This is a genomic window from Bradyrhizobium sp. BR14999, from assembly GCF_056106085.1.
Genome location: NZ_CM148536.1, coordinates 8,719,611 through 8,735,665 on the forward strand (window position 1 = coordinate 8,719,611; position 16,055 = coordinate 8,735,665).

Below are 16,055 nucleotides of genomic sequence, written 5' to 3' on the forward strand. Positions count from 1 at the left end.
CTGCTCAACGTTTCTGGAAGGCGGGGTGCCAGGAGAGTGTCAGGCGCTCCAGCACGCGGGAGGCGCTGTCGGCGAGCTTGCCGAGCAGGGCGTAGATCAGGATCGAGAGCACGACGACGTCGATCAGCATGAACTCGCGCGCCTGCATCGCCATGTAGCCGAGGCCCGACGAGGCCGCGATGGTCTCGGCGACGATCAGCGTCAGCCACATGATTCCGAGCGCGAAGCGGATGCCGACGAAGATCGAGGGCAGCGCGCCCGGGAAGATCACCCGGCGAAACAATTCGCCGTCGGTCATGCCGTAGATGCGGCCCATCTCGATCAGCTGCGGGTCGACCGTGCGGATGCCGTGCAGCGTGTTGAGATAGATCGGGAAGAACACGCCCAGCGCCACCAGGAACAGCTTTGCGCTCTCGTCGATGCCAAACCACAGGATGACCAGCGGGATCAGCGCCAGATGCGGCACGTTGCGCACCATCTGGAGCGTGGTGTCGGTGAGCTTTGCCGAGAGCTGCGACAGGCCGTTGGCGAGCCCGAACGCGAAACCGATGCTGCCACCGATCAGGAAGCCGATCGAGGCACGCCAGAACGAGACCCAGATGTTGCGGACGAGCTCGCCGGAGAGCAGCAGTTTCCAGCCTGCGAGCACGACGTCGCTTGGCGCCGGCAGCACCCGCGTCGGCACGAAGCCAGTGACGCTCGCGACCTGCCAGATCGCGATGATGGCGAGCGGCACGATCCACTGGATCAGGCCGTCGACCCGCGGCAAACGAATGCTGCGCGGGAGCGAAATGCTGTCGATCAGGCTCATGACTGCGACACCCGATGCTGCGGACGGAAATCGCTGCCGACCGTTTCGCCGAAGGGACCGCCGTTGAAGTGCAGCTTCGTCACGTTCGAGGGCTGCTCCAGCGCGAGCAGCGGGAACACCAGCTCGGCGAAGCGATAGGCTTCCTCCAGATGCGGATAGCCCGACATGATGAAGGTATCGATGCCGAGATCCTGATACTCCCTGATCCGCGCCGCGACGGTCTGGGCGTCGCCGACCAGCGCGGTGCCGGCGCCGCCGCGCACGAGGCCGACACCGGCCCACAGGTTCGGCGCGATCTCGAGCTGGTCGCGCTTGCCGCCATGGAGCTGCGCCATGCGCTGCTGGCCGACGGAGTCCATGCGGGCAAAGTTCTTCTGCGCCAGCGCGATGGTGTCGTCGCTGACATGCTTGATCAGCTCGCTCGCGGCGCGCCAGGCCGCTTCATTGGTCTCGCGGACGATCACGTGAAGGCGGATGCCGAAGGAAAGTTTTCGCCCGCGCGCGGCGGCGACATCCCTCACTTTCGCGATCTTCTCGGCCACCAGCGCCGGCGGCTCACCCCAGGTGAGGTATTTGTCGACGGTGTCGACGGCGACGTCGATGCCGGCATCCGAGGAGCCGCCGAAATAGAGCGGCGGACGCGGCAACTGCACGGGAGGAAACAGCAACTTGCCGCCCTCGATATGGATGTGCTTGCCCTCGACATTGACCATCTTTCCGGCGAGCAGGTCGCTGTAGACGTTGAGGAACTCGCGGGTGACCTCGTAGCGCTCGTCATGGCCGAGGAAGATGCCGTCGCCCTTGTTCTCGACGGGATCACCGCCGGTGACGACGTTGACGAGAAGCCGGCCGTTCGAGATGCGATCGAGCGTCGCCGTCATGCGCGCGGCGACACTCGGCGATTGCAGGCCGGGCCGGACGGCGACGAGATAGCGCAGCCGCTCGGTGAATGGCGCGACGCTGGAGGCAACGATCCAGGAATCCTCGCAAGACCGCCCCGTCGGCAGCAGCACGCCGAAATAGCCGAGCTGATCGGCAGCTTGCGCAATCTGGCGCAGATAGTTGAAGTTGACCTCGCGGCCGCCGATGCCGGTGCCGAGATAACGGCCGTCGCCGTGGGTCGGCAGGAACCAGAGGATGTTGGCGTTCGCTTGCTTGCTCATCGTGCTGCTCATGTTCCTGGTTTGCGCGCCACGTCGGAAATCTTGATTGCCTTGGGGATCAGACCTAGCGCGACGAACGCGTCCGCGACCTGCTGCTGGTCGGCGATGACGGCATCCGTGATCGGCTTGATGCCGTAGGCCTGCCGCTTCAACGCGACCTCGACCACGGGGACCGACAGACCGATCGATGGCGCCAGTTGCTCGGCCACCGCATGGATGTCGCCCTTGGCCCAATCGTCGACAGTGCTGAGCTCGGCGAGCACGGCGTCGACGATCTTCGGGTCGGCTTCGAGGAATTTTTTGGAGGAGAAATAGAACTGGTAGTTGGCGACGATGCCGGTGCCGTCGGCGAGCGTGCGCGCGCCCGTGGCCGCCTCCGCCGCGGCCTGGAACGGATCCCAGATCACCCAGGCATCGACCGCGCCGCGCTCGAAGGCGGCCCGCGCGTCGGCCGGCGCCAGGAACACCGGCTCGATCTCGGAATATTTCACGCCCGCCTTCTCCAGCGCCTTGACCAGGAGGTAGTGGACGTTGGAGCCCTTGTTGAGCGCGACCTTCTTGCCCTTGAGGTCGGTGACCGATTTCAGCGTGCTGTCCTTCGGCACCAGGATCGCCTCGCCCTTCGGCGCCGGCGGCTCATAGGCGACATACTGGATTGGCGCGCCGGCGGCCTGCGCAAAGATCGGCGGGGCTTCGCCGGTGTTGCCGAAATCAATGGCGCCAACATTGAGCGCTTCGAGCAGCGGCGGGCCGGACGGGAATTCGGTCCACACCACTTTGTAGCCGTCGGCGGCGAGCTTCGGCTCCAGCGTGCCCTTGCTCTTGAGCAGCACCAGCTTGCCGTATTTCTGGTAGCCGATGCGGACCACCTTGTCCTGACCATAGGAGGTGCCGACGGCGGCGGCGACGATGCCGATCGACAGCACGATGGCCGCGATCAGACGCTGAATGATACGCCTCATGTTCAAACCCTTTTGGATAGGAAGGCTGGTCGGCACGATCAGGCTGCCGGGTTGCGCCAGACGATGTCGCGGATGACGATCGGCTTCGGGATCAGGCCGAGTTTGTAGAAGCGGTCGGCAACGCCCTGCTGGGTCGCGACGATGTCGTCGGTGACCGGGCCGACCACGAAGTTCGCGCGATTGGCCGCGACGGTCTGAATGTCCAGCGGGACGCCGGTGATCGCGGCGAGCGATTTGGCGACCTCGTCGCGGTGCTGTTCGGCCCATTTACCCACCGCGGTCGTCACATCGACGATCTGTTGCAGGACCGCCCCGTGGTTCTTCGCGAATTCGCGATTGGCGATGTAGAAGGAGTTGGTCCTGGTGACGTCGCGCGAATTGATCAGGATGCGGCCACCCTGCTTGGTCTCGCCGATCGCAAAGTAAGGATCCCAGATCGCCCAGGCCTCGATGCTGCCATTGGCAAAAGCAGGCCCGGCATCCGGCGGCGTCAGATAGACCGGCGTGATGTCGGCATAGGTGAGACCCACTTTCTCCAGGGTCTGCACCACGATGTTGTGGGCGCTGGAGCCCTTGGTGAAGCCGATACGCTTGCCCTTGAGATCAACGATGGAGCGGATCGGCGAATCCTTCGGCACCAGGATGCCCTGGCCGTTGGTGATGGGTTGGCCCGCAGCATAGACGATCGCGGCGCCCGCGGCCTGCGCGAACACCGGCGGGGAATCGCCGACCGCGCCGAAATCGACGCTGCCGACATTCATGGCTTCCATCATCGGCGGGCCCGAAGAGAACTCGATCCATTTCACGTCGATACCTTGCGGCGTGAAATGTTTTTCCAGCGCGGCCTGCTGGCGCGCGATCACCAGCACGCCGGTCTTCTGGTAGCCGATACGAATTTCCTTCACCGCGCCTTGCGCGTTGGACGCGAACGCCGCTGCGGCCGCAGTTCCAACGGAAAGCTTCAAAAAGTCCCGACGCTGCATTCAACACTCCCGGCCGCACGCGGCCGTCCTTCATTCGCGTTTCTCGAATGATGGTGCGACTTATCGGAGGTGTCGAGACGTGCGGAGAAATAGCGATACGAGCACTGCGCGCGAGGCGGCGCGCATGATCAATCTTTCAATCGGGGAAGCGAATGCAACGCGAATTTTTTCTGCACGCGAATGTGACAATCGCACGCACCCGGTAAGAAAGTGCGAAAACAACCCCATGCACAGTAGCCAAGGTCTTGCTTCAACACGGATTTCTTATTTTACGAACTTCGTTTGACGCGTCGGGCAAAACAGTGGCATTATGTCATCGTCGCGGACTAGGAGCCGTGTGGCGCGAAGCTCCATGCACCACCTCCGCTGTCATTCCCCGCGAAAGCGGGGAATCCAGTATTCCAGAGACGTCAATGCTTCACACAACTGCCGCGGCGTACTGGATCGCCCGCCTTCGCGGGCGATGACACCGAACGTACGAGGGGCGCATGCCATCCCGCTGACACTCGCGCAGGCACCAGCCGGTCTAATGCCATCTCAACGGCAGATTGAGCAGCCCGCGGAAGGCCCAGCCGCCGAACCGCGCCGGCTCGTCATCGGCGATCTCGAGCTGCTTGACGCGCGCGAACACGGTCGGCAGCGCGACGTCGGCGATCATGGCGCGGGAAGCCCAGGCGCCGGCGCAGAAATGCGGGCCGGCGCCGAAGGCGACGCTCTTCGACGTGTCTCGTCTTACGTCAAACTGGTCGGCACGCTCAAAATGCTTCTCGTCGCGATTGGCCGAGCCGAACATCAGGAACACGCGCTCATCGAGCTCGAATGACACGTCGCGGATGCTCCAGGGTCTTGCGATGCGGCGCGGCGACATGCCGATCGGCGAGATCCAACGGGCATATTCCTCGAACGCCTGGAGCCAGGACACCTCGCTCCTGCGCACGAGATCGAGCTGGTCGGGATGGGTGAGCAGCGCCCATACCGTGCCGGCGATCGCTTTGCGCGGCTCGTTCTGGCCGCCTGAGATCGCGAGCTTGACGTTGGCGCGCACGCTTTCCATGGGCATGCCGGAGGCGAGGAGCACGCTGAGGATGCTCCGGTCGGGATTTCTGCGCATCACCGGCAGGATGTCGTCGATCGCGGCGTCGATGCCTGACGTCGCGGCATGGCAGCGCGCCTCGACCGCGGGATCGCCGGCATAGTTGGCGATGCCCTCGATCATGCCCTGCGACCACGCATCCATGTCCTGGAAACCGATATTGGTGAGGCCGGTGATCGACTTCAGGCATTCGCCGGAGAACGGCAAGGCGAAGTCGCGCATGAAATCGATGCGCCCGGGTTCGATCGCGTCGAGGATGCGGTCGGCATGGGCCTGGAACTGCGCGGTCCAATGCGCCTTCACCGTCTTCGGCGACACCGTTGGAAACATCGCGCGGCGCTCGACCTGATGCGCCTCGCCGTCCTTGCGCATCATGTTGTGGCCCATCAGCCGGTTCATCAGGCCCGCGGGCTGGTGCGAGGAGAACACGTCGATCTGCTTCTCGGAAATCGAGATGTCGTCGCGGCTCGCCAGCAGCGTCGAGCCGAGCTGCGGCACGAAGGCGATCGGCGCCTCCTCGCGCATTTTCGCGAGCATCGGATAGGGGTCGGCCCAGAATGTATCAGGGTCGATGTCGATGCGCGGCGCGGTGCTCAAGGCGGTCTCCCCTGGATTCTCGTTTGTTCCAGGCCAGACTAGCGAACTCCGCGGCAGGCGTCTGTCCCTAGCGATAGGGACGGACTGAGTTACTGGGCCTCGGCGATCTTCGGTCCAAATGACGGCATCTGCGCGTTAGCCGCCGAGGGCCGCTTCGACGGCGATGCCGGGTCCGGCAACCGGAAAGCGGCGTCGGACGGCGCTCCCTGGGATGGTCGGCGGGCAGCGGTTGCCGGAAGCACGATCACTTTCGCCCCGACCTTCACCCGCTCATAAAGGTCCACGACGTCCTCATTGGTCAGCCGGATACAGCCGGACGAAACCCGCTTCCCGATCGTATCGGGCTTGTTGGTGCCGTGAATTCGATATTCGGTCTCGCCGAGATACATCGCCCGAGCGCCGAGCGGATTGCCGGGACCGCCTGCCATGAACCGTGGCAGATAAGGCTGACGCGAGACCATCTCCGCAGGCGGATGCCAATCCGGCCATTCTGCTTTACGGGCCACAGTCTGTTCACCGGACCATGTGAAACCTTCGCGGCCGACACCGATGCCGTAGCGCATCGCTTGCCTGTCGTTCAGAACGAAATAAAGGAAAGTGTTTCCGGTATCGATGATCACGGTGCCCGGCGTCTGATGGCTGGCGTAGTCAACCACCTGCCGAACAAGGGCTCCGGGACCGTCAGCAGCTTTTGGTGGTTCGGCCAGAGGCGCCGGGGCCGGAATCGGAGCCGGAGCCGGAGCCGGCGCTGATGCATGAACGGGAGTTGCCACGTAAACCGGAGTTGACGACGCCTGGGCTTGTTGCGCGGCCGGTTTTCGTATCGGTTGCACGCTCGTCGGGCGAGACAGCAAACCGTACCCCAATGCGGCGACGGCCACGACGCCAATCGCGACTCTCGCGACCATTGGTATCGCGAGCGTCTCTGCCTTTCCACGTTTCGCCCGCTTACCCATATCTTTCCCCAGGTCACTATGCCTGGAAGAGGTACCCAGCAAAATTTAAGAAACTTCGAAGCGATGTCGCTCAGATCGGAACCGTCTGCGATGGTTAACGCCGAATCCTTGTTCGGCGTATCCGCTTTGGAAATAGATATCGCGGACTTAGAGTCCCCTCAGTTCAGGCCATGAGGCCCCGCAAGCAGGCGCAGCACGATCGCGAACAGTTCATTCTGCGAGGAGATGCCAAGCCGCTCATAGGCGCGCTTGCGATAAGTCAGGGTCGAATGCAGGCTGATGCCGAGCCCTTTCGAGATCGCCTCGGAGCTGTAGCCTGCGAGGATGTGCCTGCAGACCTCCTGCTCGCGCGGGGTGAGAGCGGCGAGCGGAGCGCAGCTCGCGAATAACGCGGCCAGTGTCTGATCGGGCGTTGCGGTCTGCTGAAAATGACGGGCGACGCTGGCGCCGATCGCCGGTGCAATCGCCCGAAGCCGCTCGCGCTGCGCGGCGCTGAATCGGCCTTGCGCGGCGATGCGGTAGAAATTGACGTAGAAGCAGGTGTCATCGACCCAGATCGCGGTCGCGCATTTGTCGACGATGCCGGAATCCTGGAAGAAGATTTTCCGGTAGCGCGCCCCATACATGCGCGGCGCGAACGCGGGCAGCATGATCGGCGCGCCGCTCTCGCGTTCGAACAGCGCATCGCGGTTGGGATCGGATTCGTGAAACTGTCCGGCATAGGCGGCACCGAGATCGCCGCCGATCGGGATGTTGCCGGCATCGAGCAGGCAGCGCGCAGCGCCGGCGCGGCTCAGCGCGAACACCATGCAATGGCCGACATCGGCCTGCCGCCGCAGCGTATCGATCAGGACGTTCGGGAAATCGGCTCGGCCGATGGCGAGCACCGCCGACGTGACATCGCCAGCCGCTGGATGTGCAGGCACCGCCTGAGACCGCATCGTTCTCTCCCTAGCGCTTTGTGCCGATTTTACCAGCAACTGCGATAGGTCGAAAGGCTGCAACGGGGTCAAAACCTGCCGTGGACCAAGGCCGATGTTGTGTCCGCGATGGGCCCGGAAGCGTAAGCGGTAACGGCCGGCAATCTAGGCGGTGGTTGCAGCGAGCTCACCAGTTCCGCCGCGAGGAACGATCGCATCAGCCCGGCTTTATTCGTCAGCATCATCAGAGTTTGAAGCGGTTTGCGGTATCCGGGCCGCCAACCGAAGGACCCGGTAATGCGCATCCTTCTCGTTGGGGGTACGGGGCTTATTGGATCGGCAATCCACGCCAGGCTGTCCGCCGAAGGGCATGAATGCGTATTGGTGTCGCGTCATGCGGCGGCACCCGATACGCGCCACATCAGCCTCGATGTTGCTCGGACCACCGATGCTTCGACATGGAAGAGCCTTCTTGCAGGCGTCGATGCCGTCATCAATGCGGCGGGTGCGCTACAGGGACAGAACATGCAAGGCGTTCATGTCGCCGGCAGCGCGGCGCTTTATGCGGCCTGCGAAAGCGCGGGCGTCCGCCGTGTCATCCTGTTCTCGGCGATCGGCAGCAATCGCGATGCCCGGACCGATTTTTCTCGCACCAAACGGGACGGCGAAGCCGCCTTGATGGCGCGTGACCTCGATTGGGTCGTGCTGCGGCCTTCGGTCGTGGTGGGCCGGCCCGCCTATGGTGGCAGCGCGCTGTTGCGAGGGCTGGCGTCACTACCGGTTCTACCGGTCATGCCGGACACGGCGGCGATCCAACCGGTGCATCTCGACGATGTCGTCGACACGGTTGTGTTCTTCCTGCAACCCGGCGCGCCTTCCCGCCTCGCGCTTGATCTGGCCGGTCCGCGGCGGATGGTCTTCAGCGACGCGGTCGCGCTGTTTCGCTCTTGGCTGCGCTGGAGGCCGGCTTACCGCCTGCACCTGCCTTCCTGGGCGGCTTCGGCAGCCTACCGCGCCGGTGACGTTGCGCAGATGCTGGGCTGGGCAACGCCGGTCAACGCGACGGCACAGGGCGAGATGCGGCGCGGCGCGACCGGTGATCCCGAGCCCTGGCGTCAGGTCACCGGCATGAGGCCGCGCGATCTCGAAGTCGCGCTCGCACGCGAACCCGCCTCGGTGCAGGAACGCTGGTTTGCACGGCTCTATGTGCTCAAGCCGCTGGTATTCGGCGTCTTCGGCCTGTTCTGGATCTCCACAGGCATCATCTCGCTCGGCCCGGGCTGGGAAATTGGAATGTCGTTGCTCCGGGAAGGCAGGCTGCAAGAACAATTCGCGGCTCTCACCGTCATCGCCGGCGCACTCGCCGACATCGTCATTGGCCTTGCGATTCTTTGGCGGCCTTTGAGCCGCTATGGGCTGTGGGCAGCACTGATCATCTCGCTCACCTATGTCGTGATCGGTACGACACTGGTGCCGCGGCTGTGGGCCGATCCACTTGGGCCGATGCTGAAGATCTGGCCGGTGCTGATGCTCAATCTGGTCGCCATGGCGATCCGAGAGGATCGCTGATGCTCTATTTCCTTGTGAAGATGCTGCACATCATCGGTGCTGCGGTCCTGCTCGGCACCGGTGCCGGTATCGCCTTCTTCATGCTGGTGGCGCATCTACGCGGTGACCCGCGCGAGATCGCGGGGGTCGGGCGGACGGTCGTGCTGGCCGACTTCCTGTTCACGGCGAGTGCCGTGATCCTGCAGCCGATCACCGGCACATGGCTCGCCTGGTCGGGCGGGTATTCCCTTGGCGATGGCTGGATTGCGGCATCCATCGCACTCTATGTGGTGACCGGCGCCTTCTGGCTGCCGGTGGTGTGGATGCAGATGCGAATGCGCGATCTTGCCGTCCGTGCGGTCGAGACCGACGCCAAGTTGCCCGCCGAATATGACCGTCTCTTCCGGCGGTGGTTCGCCTTCGGATTTCCGGCGTTCGCAGCCGTGCTGGCTATCTTCTGGCTGATGATCGCCCGCCCAGCTATTCCATACTGGGACTAGATTGACGCGTCTCTTCAGAGCCTCGCTGTCCGGGACGTGCACTGCCTCTTCCACGTGGGATTTTCAGCCCACCGGTCCCAGTGTCCAATCGTCCCCTGAAAGCGGGCTGACTCTCACGTCCTTAATGACTCCGCGCTCCAGGCTTGGATCGAAATGGCGCATCGTGCGCTCGTTGAAGTCAATGATGCGGCCGGGCCGGAGTGGTCCGACGTCATTGATCTTGACGATGACCTTCTTGCCTGCGGCCTCGACGAGGGCATATTTCGGCCTCACACCAAATTGGACCCCACCAAATTTCCGGCGCAAGCTTGTCTTGATGGCAGCCGTCCAGGCAGAGGGATCATAACGCTCGCCGGATGCTGTGCGCGGACCGCCCTCCTCCTTGCCGGGCTTGAATGGATTGTACATGGATGCGGCGCCTACGACCGCATTCCCAGAGATGGCATCGACATCGACGACGGCATTTGAGTGACCCCCACGCGTTTCACTTCGAGCAACGGTAACAGAAACGGCAAGCGCAAGCAGGGCGCCGCAAATTGCGGCGCTCGAGCGGAACAGCATCATAACTCCTGTGATTTTTTCGTCGTCCGGTTCCCGACACCGCAAACAGGCGCAAGCGAACGCGGAAGCGTTCACGAAACTTGCGCCGATGTTTTGCGGATTCGCGCCAACCCCTTGGCTATGGAACCGTTGTGTGAACCAGGGCGGTTCCCACGCAGTGTTTTAAGTTGTCACCGACTAAGACAGAGATTGCGTCAGCAACATGACTTAGCGAACGGCCTATTCCGCGGCCGCCTTCACCGGGGCGACGTTGATCGCGAGCTTGCCGTAGCGATCCGTAAAAGCCTGGGTGTCGATCTCTTCCAGCTTGATCTCGCCGCTCATCACGCCCTGCTTCCAGGCCGCCTGCGCCGGATCGTTCTGGAACTCGGGCATCACCTCGCGGCCGAATAGCTCGAGCGATTCGCAGATGTGCTCGTGGCTGTTCTTGCCGGCCTGGTTGAGCAGGATGACCTGGTCGATATGCGAAGACTGGAAGCGCTTCAGCTTCCTGCGGATGGTCTCGGGCGAGCCGATCAGGCCGCCGCGCAAGGCCGCCTCCTGCGCTTGCGGATTGTCGCGCTTCCACTTGTTGTACTCGTCCCACATGTTGACGGTGCCGGGCGCGGGCCGCTGGCGGTTCTGCGAGGCGCCGTAGAAGCGCAGCGCGAACTGGAAGAAGGTGGCGCCGTCGGCGCGGGCACGCGCCTCCTCGTCGGTCTTCGCGCACATGAAGAACGAGACCAGCGCCATGTTGGGATTGATCTCGTAATCGGCGAGCTTGGTGAGCCGCTTGGTCATCGCGTTGTAATAGGCGTGCACCCAGGCATGCGCGGCATCGGCGCTGACGAACTGAAAGCCGAGCGCGCCGAAGCCGTGGCGGCCGGCGCGCTCGATGGTCGGCAGTTGCGAGCACGCCATCCACAGGGGCGGATGCGGCTTCTGCACTGGCTTCGGCACGACGTTACGCAAGGGGATGTCGAAATACTTGCCGTGATGCTCGCTGCCGCCATCTTTGAACATCGGGAAGATCGCGGCTACGGCCTCCTCGAACACCTCCTTCTTGGTCTCCATGTCGCGGCTGAACGGGGTGAGCTCGGTGATGGACGCGCTCTCGCCCATGCCAAATTCACAGCGGCCGTTACTGGGCAGATCGAGCACCGCGACGCGCTCGGCGACGCGTGCCGGATGGTTGGTCGTAAGCTGGAGGATGCCGTGGCCGAGCCTGATCTTCTGCGTGCGCTGGCTTGCAGCGGCGAGAAAGGATTCCGGCGAAGGCGAATGCGAATATTCTTCGAGGAAATGATGCTCGACCACCCAGGCATGGTCGTAGCCGAGCTTGTCGGCAAGCTCCATCTGCGAGAGCGCGTTCTGGTAGAGCCTGAGTTCGTCGCCGGCCACCCAAGGCCGTGGCAGTTGCAGCTCGTAGAAGATACCGAACTTCATGGCGTCGCTCTCCCGCATTGTTCTTGTTAAGCGCATCTTAATGCGCGAGGTGGCGCTGTCCACCGACTAGCAATTCCGTCATACGGACATCGCTCGGCCTGACGCGGGATCAACGCAACGCTAACGCTTGCTGTGTGCGACATGCCCTCGCCCTGAGCCGTTGATTCAAATCAAGGTAACTGGACCTCATCCTCCTAAGGTGCCGGCAGGTAACGGCCCGGATGCCGTCTCGCTTCCCATATCCCTATCAGAGAGTCCGAATATGTCGGCCCCTGACGACACGACAGACCGCGTGCGCCGTAAGCGCATGGAGATCTTCGCCTTCCTGTTTCTGACCGCGGTCGTGATGCCCGTCCTCGCGGTTGGGACCGTCGGCTCTTACGGCCTCGGCGTCTGGATCTACCAGATGTTCGCCGGCCCTCCCGGCCCGCCACCCTCCCCGCATTGATCCCTAAGAAGCGAAAGGCAGGCATCATGGCCCAAGCCTCACTGAACAAAGCCTCAGTCAACAAAGCCTCACTCAACAAGGCCACACTCAACCGCCGTGCCCTGATCACCGGCCGGGTGCTCAGCGATGAGCGCATCATCCCGCCACCGGGATGCGAGATCGCCAGCATCCTGGTGCAGGCGCGGCCCGAGCGGCTCGCCGAGGTCGAAGCCGAAATCACCGCGCTGCCTGGCTGCGAGATCCATGGCCGCGACGCGCGCGGCAAACTCGTTGTCGTGACCGAAGCGCCCGATGCCGGCAGCCTCGGCACCCTACTCAACACCATCCAGTCGCTGCCAAACGTTTATTCCGCCGCGCTGGTCTTTCACGCCATCGAAACCGCCTAAAGGCCGGGAGAGCCATCATGACATCGCCCAAGCTCGACCGCCGCCAGATGCTGAAGTTGGAGGCGGCCGCCATCGCGGCCGCTGCTGCCGGGCTGCCGGCTCCGGCGCTCGCCGCCAATCTCGTCACCGAGCGCAACAACAGCCAAATGAAGTGGGACAAGGCCGCGTGCCGCTTCTGCGGCACCGGCTGCTCGGTGATGGTCGCGACCAAGGACAATCGCATCGTCGCCACCCATGGCGACATCAAGGCCGAGGTCAATCGCGGCCTCAATTGCGTCAAGGGCTACTTCCTCTCCAAGATCATGTACGGCCATGACCGCCTGACGCAACCGATGCTGCGCAAGACGGCTGGCCAATATGACAAGAACGGCGAGTTCACGCCTGTTACCTGGACCGAAGCCTTCGACATCATGGAGCTGAAGTGGAAGGAGGCGATTAAGAAGCGCGGGCCGAACGGCGTCGCCATGTTCGGCTCCGGCCAGTGGACGATCTGGGAAGGCTACGCAGCCTCAAAGCTGTTCAAGGCCGGCTTCCGCACCAACAACATCGATCCCAATGCGCGTCACTGCATGGCTTCCGCGGTGGCCGGCATGATGCGCACCTTCGGCATCGACGAGCCGCCCGGCTGCTATGACGACATCGAGGCGACCGACGCCTTCGTGCTGTGGGGCTCCAACATGGCGGAGATGCACCCGATCCTGTGGACGCGTCTGGCCGACCGCCGTCTCTCCGCGCCGCATGTCCGCGTCGCCGTGCTCTCGACCTTCGAGCATCGCTCGTTCGACCTCGCCGACATCGGCATGGTGTTCAAGCCGCAGACCGACCTCTACATCCTCAACGCCATCGCCAACCACATCATCAAGACCGGCCGCGTCAACAAGGATTTTGTTGCCGCACATACGGTGTTCAAGCGCGGCCAGACCGACATTGGTTATGGATTGCGGCCCGAGCACCCGCTCCAGAAGAAGGCGACCGGCGCGGCGAAACCCAACGATTCCACGGACATGAGCTATGACGAGTTCGTCAAGTTCGTCTCGGAATATACGCTGGAGAAGGCGGCGCAGATGTCCGGCGTGCCGCTGAACCGCCTCGAGGCGCTCGCTGAGCTCTACGCCGATCCAAAAACAAAAGTGGTCTCGTTCTGGACCATGGGCTTCAACCAGCACACCCGCGGCGTCTGGTGCAACAACCTTGTCTACAACATCCATCTTCTGACCGGAAAGATCTCCGCGCCCGGCAACAGCCCGTTCTCGCTGACCGGTCAGCCGTCGGCCTGCGGCACCGCGCGCGAGGTCGGCACCTTCTCGCACCGCCTGCCGGCCGACATGGTCGTGACCAACAAGGCGCATCGCGATCACGCCGAACACATCTGGAAGCTGCCCGAGGGCACGATTCCCGACAAGAACGGCGCGCACGCCGTGCTGCAAAGCCGGATGCTGAAGGACGGCCTGATCAACGCTTATTGGGTGCAGGTCAACAACAACCTGCAAGCCGGGCCTAATGCCAACGAGGAGACCTATCCCGGCTTCCGCAACCCCGACAATTTCATCGTGGTCTCGGACGCCTATCCCTCGGTGACCGCGCTTGCCGCCGATTTGATCCTGCCGACCGCGATGTGGGTGGAGAAGGAAGGCGCCTATGGCAATGCCGAGCGGCGCACGCAGTTCTGGCATCAGCTCGTCTCCGCGCCCGGCGAGGCGAAATCCGATCTCTGGCAGCTGATGGAATTTTCAAAACGCTTCAAGATCGAGGAGGTCTGGCCCGAGGAGCTGATCGCCAAGAAGCCGGAGGTGCGCGGCAAGACGCTGTTCGACGTGCTCTACCGGAACGGCCAGGTCGACAAATTTCCGGTCTCCGACATCGAGCCCGGCTATCTCAACGACGAGTCCAAGGCGTTCGGCTTCTACGTCCACAAGGGCCTGTTCGAGGAGTACGCCACCTTCGGCCGTGGCCATGGCCACGATCTCGCGCCGTTCGAGGCCTATCACCGCGAGCGCGGGCTGCGCTGGCCGGTGGTCAACGGCCAGGAGACGAAGTGGCGCTTCCGCGAGGGCAGCGACCCCTACGTCAAGCAGGGCACTGACGTGCAGTTCTACGGCTATCCCGACGGCAAGGCCCGCATCTTCGCGCTGCCCTACGAGCCGCCGGCGGAATCGCCCGACAACGAGTATCCGTTCTGGCTGTCCACCGGCCGCGTGCTGGAGCACTGGCATTCCGGCACCATGACGCGCCGCGTGCCCGAGCTCTACAAGGCGTTTCCCGAAGCCGTCTGCTTCATGCATCCTGACGACGCGCAGGAGGCGAAGCTCCGCCGCGGGGATGAAGTGAAGGTGGTCTCGCGCCGCGGCTTCATCCGCGCCCGCGTCGAGACGCGCGGCCGCGACCGGCCGCCGCGCGGCCTCGTGTTCGTGCCGTGGTTCGACGAATCCAAGCTGATCAACAAGGTGACGCTGGACGCCACCGATCCGATCTCGCTGCAAACCGACTTCAAGAAATGCGCCGTGCGCATCGAGCGGGTGAGCATGTCATGATGAAACGATCCGCAATCGTCCTGCTCGCCCTCGCGATCGCGGCCGGCGCGAGCTCCCTGACCGCGCAGACGGTGACATCGGGCCTGCGCGGCCCGACCCCGCTCAACGACGAGGGCCCGGCGCCGCCGATGCTGCCGAACCGCAATACTTCCGAGAGGGAGGTGCGCAACTATCCCGAGCAGCCGCCGGTGATCCCCCACACGATCGATGGCTACCAGGTCGATCTCAACGGCAACAAGTGCCTGTCCTGCCACGCGCGGGCGCGCACCGCGGAATCGCAGGCGCCGATGGTCTCGATCACGCACTTCATGGACCGTGACGGCCAGTTGCTGGGCTCGGTCTCACCGCGGCGCTTCTTCTGTACGGAATGCCACGTGCCGCAGAATACCGCCAATCCGCCCGTCAGCAACGATTTCACCGACATCGACACGCTGCTGTCGCGCGCCAGCCCCGGTGGGCGCCGATGACCACGACAGCTGATGACTCCAATGCAGAGCGCAAGGCCAGGCGCGGCTTTCTCGCGCGCAGCTGGGATTTTGCGCTCGAACTCTGGCAGGTGCTGATCCGGCCGAGTTCGGTGTTCGGGCTCGGCGTGCTGGTGCTGGCGGGCTTTGCGGCCGGCGTGATCTTCTGGGGCGGCTTCAACACCGCGCTGGAAATCACCAACACCGAGAAGTTCTGCACCGGCTGCCACGAGATGAAGGACAACGTTTTTGCCGAGCTGAAATCGACCATCCATTTCAGCAACCGCTCCGGCGTGCGTGCCACCTGCCCGGACTGCCACGTGCCGCACAACTGGACCGACAAGATCGCGCGCAAGATGCAGGCCTCCAAGGAGGTCTGGGGCAAGATCTTTGGCACGATCGACACAAGAGAGAAATTCCTCGACCACCGGCTCGAACTCGCGGCGCATGAATGGGCGCGTTTCAAGGCCAACGATTCCCTAGAATGCCGCAACTGCCACAGCGCCGATTCCATGGACATCACCAAGCAATCGCCGCGGGCCTCGGTGGCGCACCAGCGCTTCCTGTTCACCAAGGAAAAGACCTGCATCGACTGCCACAAGGGCATCGCCCATCAATTGCCCGACATGCGCGGCGTTCCCGGCTGGCAGTAGGGTGGTCGGCCCGGCTTGAACGGGCGCTGCGAATGGTTAGTTTTGGGGGATGGC

General features: G+C 63.5%; 16 protein-coding genes. 7 read left to right on the forward strand and 9 right to left on the reverse strand.

Features of this window, described 5'->3' with window-relative positions; translation table 11 throughout:
* Positions 1–4: 4 nt before the first annotated feature.
* The 7 genes from ssuC to ACR9YP_RS40785 all read right to left on the reverse strand — a co-directional run bounded on the left by ssuC (position 5) and on the right by ACR9YP_RS40785 (position 7,506).
* Positions 5–811, reverse strand: a complete 807-nt coding sequence (gene ssuC, locus ACR9YP_RS40755; protein ID WP_212372598.1) for an aliphatic sulfonate ABC transporter permease SsuC — start codon at positions 809–811, stop codon at positions 5–7.
* Positions 808–1,986, reverse strand: a complete 1,179-nt coding sequence (ssuD, locus tag ACR9YP_RS40760; protein ID WP_474218748.1) for an FMNH2-dependent alkanesulfonate monooxygenase — start codon at positions 1,984–1,986, stop codon at positions 808–810. Before ssuD ends, ssuC begins: the two co-directional genes overlap by 4 nt.
* Complete coding sequence (locus ACR9YP_RS40765) at positions 1,983–2,936, reverse strand: sulfonate ABC transporter substrate-binding protein (RefSeq protein WP_438105635.1); 954 nt, start codon at positions 2,934–2,936, stop codon at positions 1,983–1,985. The genes ssuD and ACR9YP_RS40765 overlap by 4 nt, the downstream gene beginning before the upstream one ends.
* A gap of 38 nt (positions 2,937–2,974) precedes the next feature.
* Positions 2,975–3,919, reverse strand: a complete 945-nt coding sequence (locus tag ACR9YP_RS40770; RefSeq protein WP_438105636.1) for a sulfonate ABC transporter substrate-binding protein — start codon at positions 3,917–3,919, stop codon at positions 2,975–2,977.
* Between the two features lie 526 nt (positions 3,920–4,445).
* A complete protein-coding gene (locus ACR9YP_RS40775; RefSeq protein ID WP_438105637.1) occupies positions 4,446–5,609 on the reverse strand; it encodes a cytochrome P450 in 1,164 nt (387 codons plus the stop codon).
* Between the two features lie 89 nt (positions 5,610–5,698).
* Complete coding sequence (locus ACR9YP_RS40780) at positions 5,699–6,565, reverse strand: L,D-transpeptidase (RefSeq protein WP_438105638.1); 867 nt, start codon at positions 6,563–6,565, stop codon at positions 5,699–5,701.
* A 158-nt stretch (positions 6,566–6,723) separates the two neighbouring features.
* Positions 6,724–7,506: a helix-turn-helix transcriptional regulator gene (locus ACR9YP_RS40785; protein WP_438105639.1), complete on the reverse strand. Its 783-nt coding sequence runs from the start codon at positions 7,504–7,506 to the stop codon at positions 6,724–6,726.
* Positions 7,507–7,782: 276 nt separating this feature from the next.
* Between ACR9YP_RS40785 and ACR9YP_RS40790 the strand changes: the two genes are divergently transcribed.
* Both ACR9YP_RS40790 and ACR9YP_RS40795 read left to right on the forward strand, forming a co-directional pair.
* Positions 7,783–9,054, forward strand: a complete 1,272-nt coding sequence (locus ACR9YP_RS40790; RefSeq protein ID WP_438105640.1) for an SDR family oxidoreductase — start codon at positions 7,783–7,785, stop codon at positions 9,052–9,054.
* Positions 9,054–9,533, forward strand: coding sequence for a DUF2269 family protein (locus tag ACR9YP_RS40795; RefSeq protein ID WP_438105641.1), 480 nt, complete (start codon positions 9,054–9,056; stop codon positions 9,531–9,533). Before ACR9YP_RS40790 ends, ACR9YP_RS40795 begins: the two co-directional genes overlap by 1 nt.
* Positions 9,534–9,596: 63 nt before the next feature.
* Here the strand turns inward: ACR9YP_RS40795 and ACR9YP_RS40800 are convergent, their stop codons facing one another.
* Both ACR9YP_RS40800 and ACR9YP_RS40805 read right to left on the reverse strand, forming a co-directional pair.
* The gene (locus ACR9YP_RS40800) at positions 9,597–10,097 is read right to left on the reverse strand and encodes a septal ring lytic transglycosylase RlpA family protein (protein WP_438105642.1); all 501 of its coding nucleotides are present in this window, start codon (positions 10,095–10,097) and stop codon (positions 9,597–9,599) included.
* A 216-nt stretch (positions 10,098–10,313) separates the two neighbouring features.
* On the reverse strand, positions 10,314–11,519 hold the full coding sequence (locus ACR9YP_RS40805; protein WP_438105643.1) for an LLM class flavin-dependent oxidoreductase: 1,206 nt from the start codon (positions 11,517–11,519) through the stop codon (positions 10,314–10,316).
* Between the two features lie 262 nt (positions 11,520–11,781).
* Here ACR9YP_RS40805 and napE point away from each other — a divergent pair, with 262 nt between their 5' ends.
* From napE to ACR9YP_RS40830, 5 genes are read left to right on the forward strand one after another with little or no spacing between them, the layout of a single operon-like run.
* The gene (gene napE / locus ACR9YP_RS40810; protein WP_128936439.1) at positions 11,782–11,967 is read left to right on the forward strand and encodes a periplasmic nitrate reductase, NapE protein; all 186 of its coding nucleotides are present in this window, start codon (positions 11,782–11,784) and stop codon (positions 11,965–11,967) included.
* A gap of 26 nt (positions 11,968–11,993) precedes the next feature.
* Positions 11,994–12,353: a chaperone NapD gene (locus ACR9YP_RS40815; protein WP_438105644.1), complete on the forward strand. Its 360-nt coding sequence runs from the start codon at positions 11,994–11,996 to the stop codon at positions 12,351–12,353.
* Positions 12,354–12,370: 17 nt separating this feature from the next.
* A complete protein-coding gene (gene napA, locus ACR9YP_RS40820; protein WP_438105645.1) occupies positions 12,371–14,884 on the forward strand; it encodes a nitrate reductase catalytic subunit NapA in 2,514 nt (837 codons plus the stop codon).
* Positions 14,881–15,351 carry a nitrate reductase cytochrome c-type subunit gene (locus tag ACR9YP_RS40825; RefSeq protein WP_438105646.1) on the forward strand — a complete coding sequence of 157 codons (471 nt, stop codon included), beginning with the start codon at positions 14,881–14,883 and terminating at the stop codon, positions 15,349–15,351. Before napA ends, ACR9YP_RS40825 begins: the two co-directional genes overlap by 4 nt.
* Entirely contained in the window at positions 15,348–16,001 is a 654-nt protein-coding gene (locus ACR9YP_RS40830) for a NapC/NirT family cytochrome c (RefSeq protein ID WP_474218749.1), read from the forward strand. Before ACR9YP_RS40825 ends, ACR9YP_RS40830 begins: the two co-directional genes overlap by 4 nt.
* Positions 16,002–16,055: the final 54 nt, after the last annotated feature.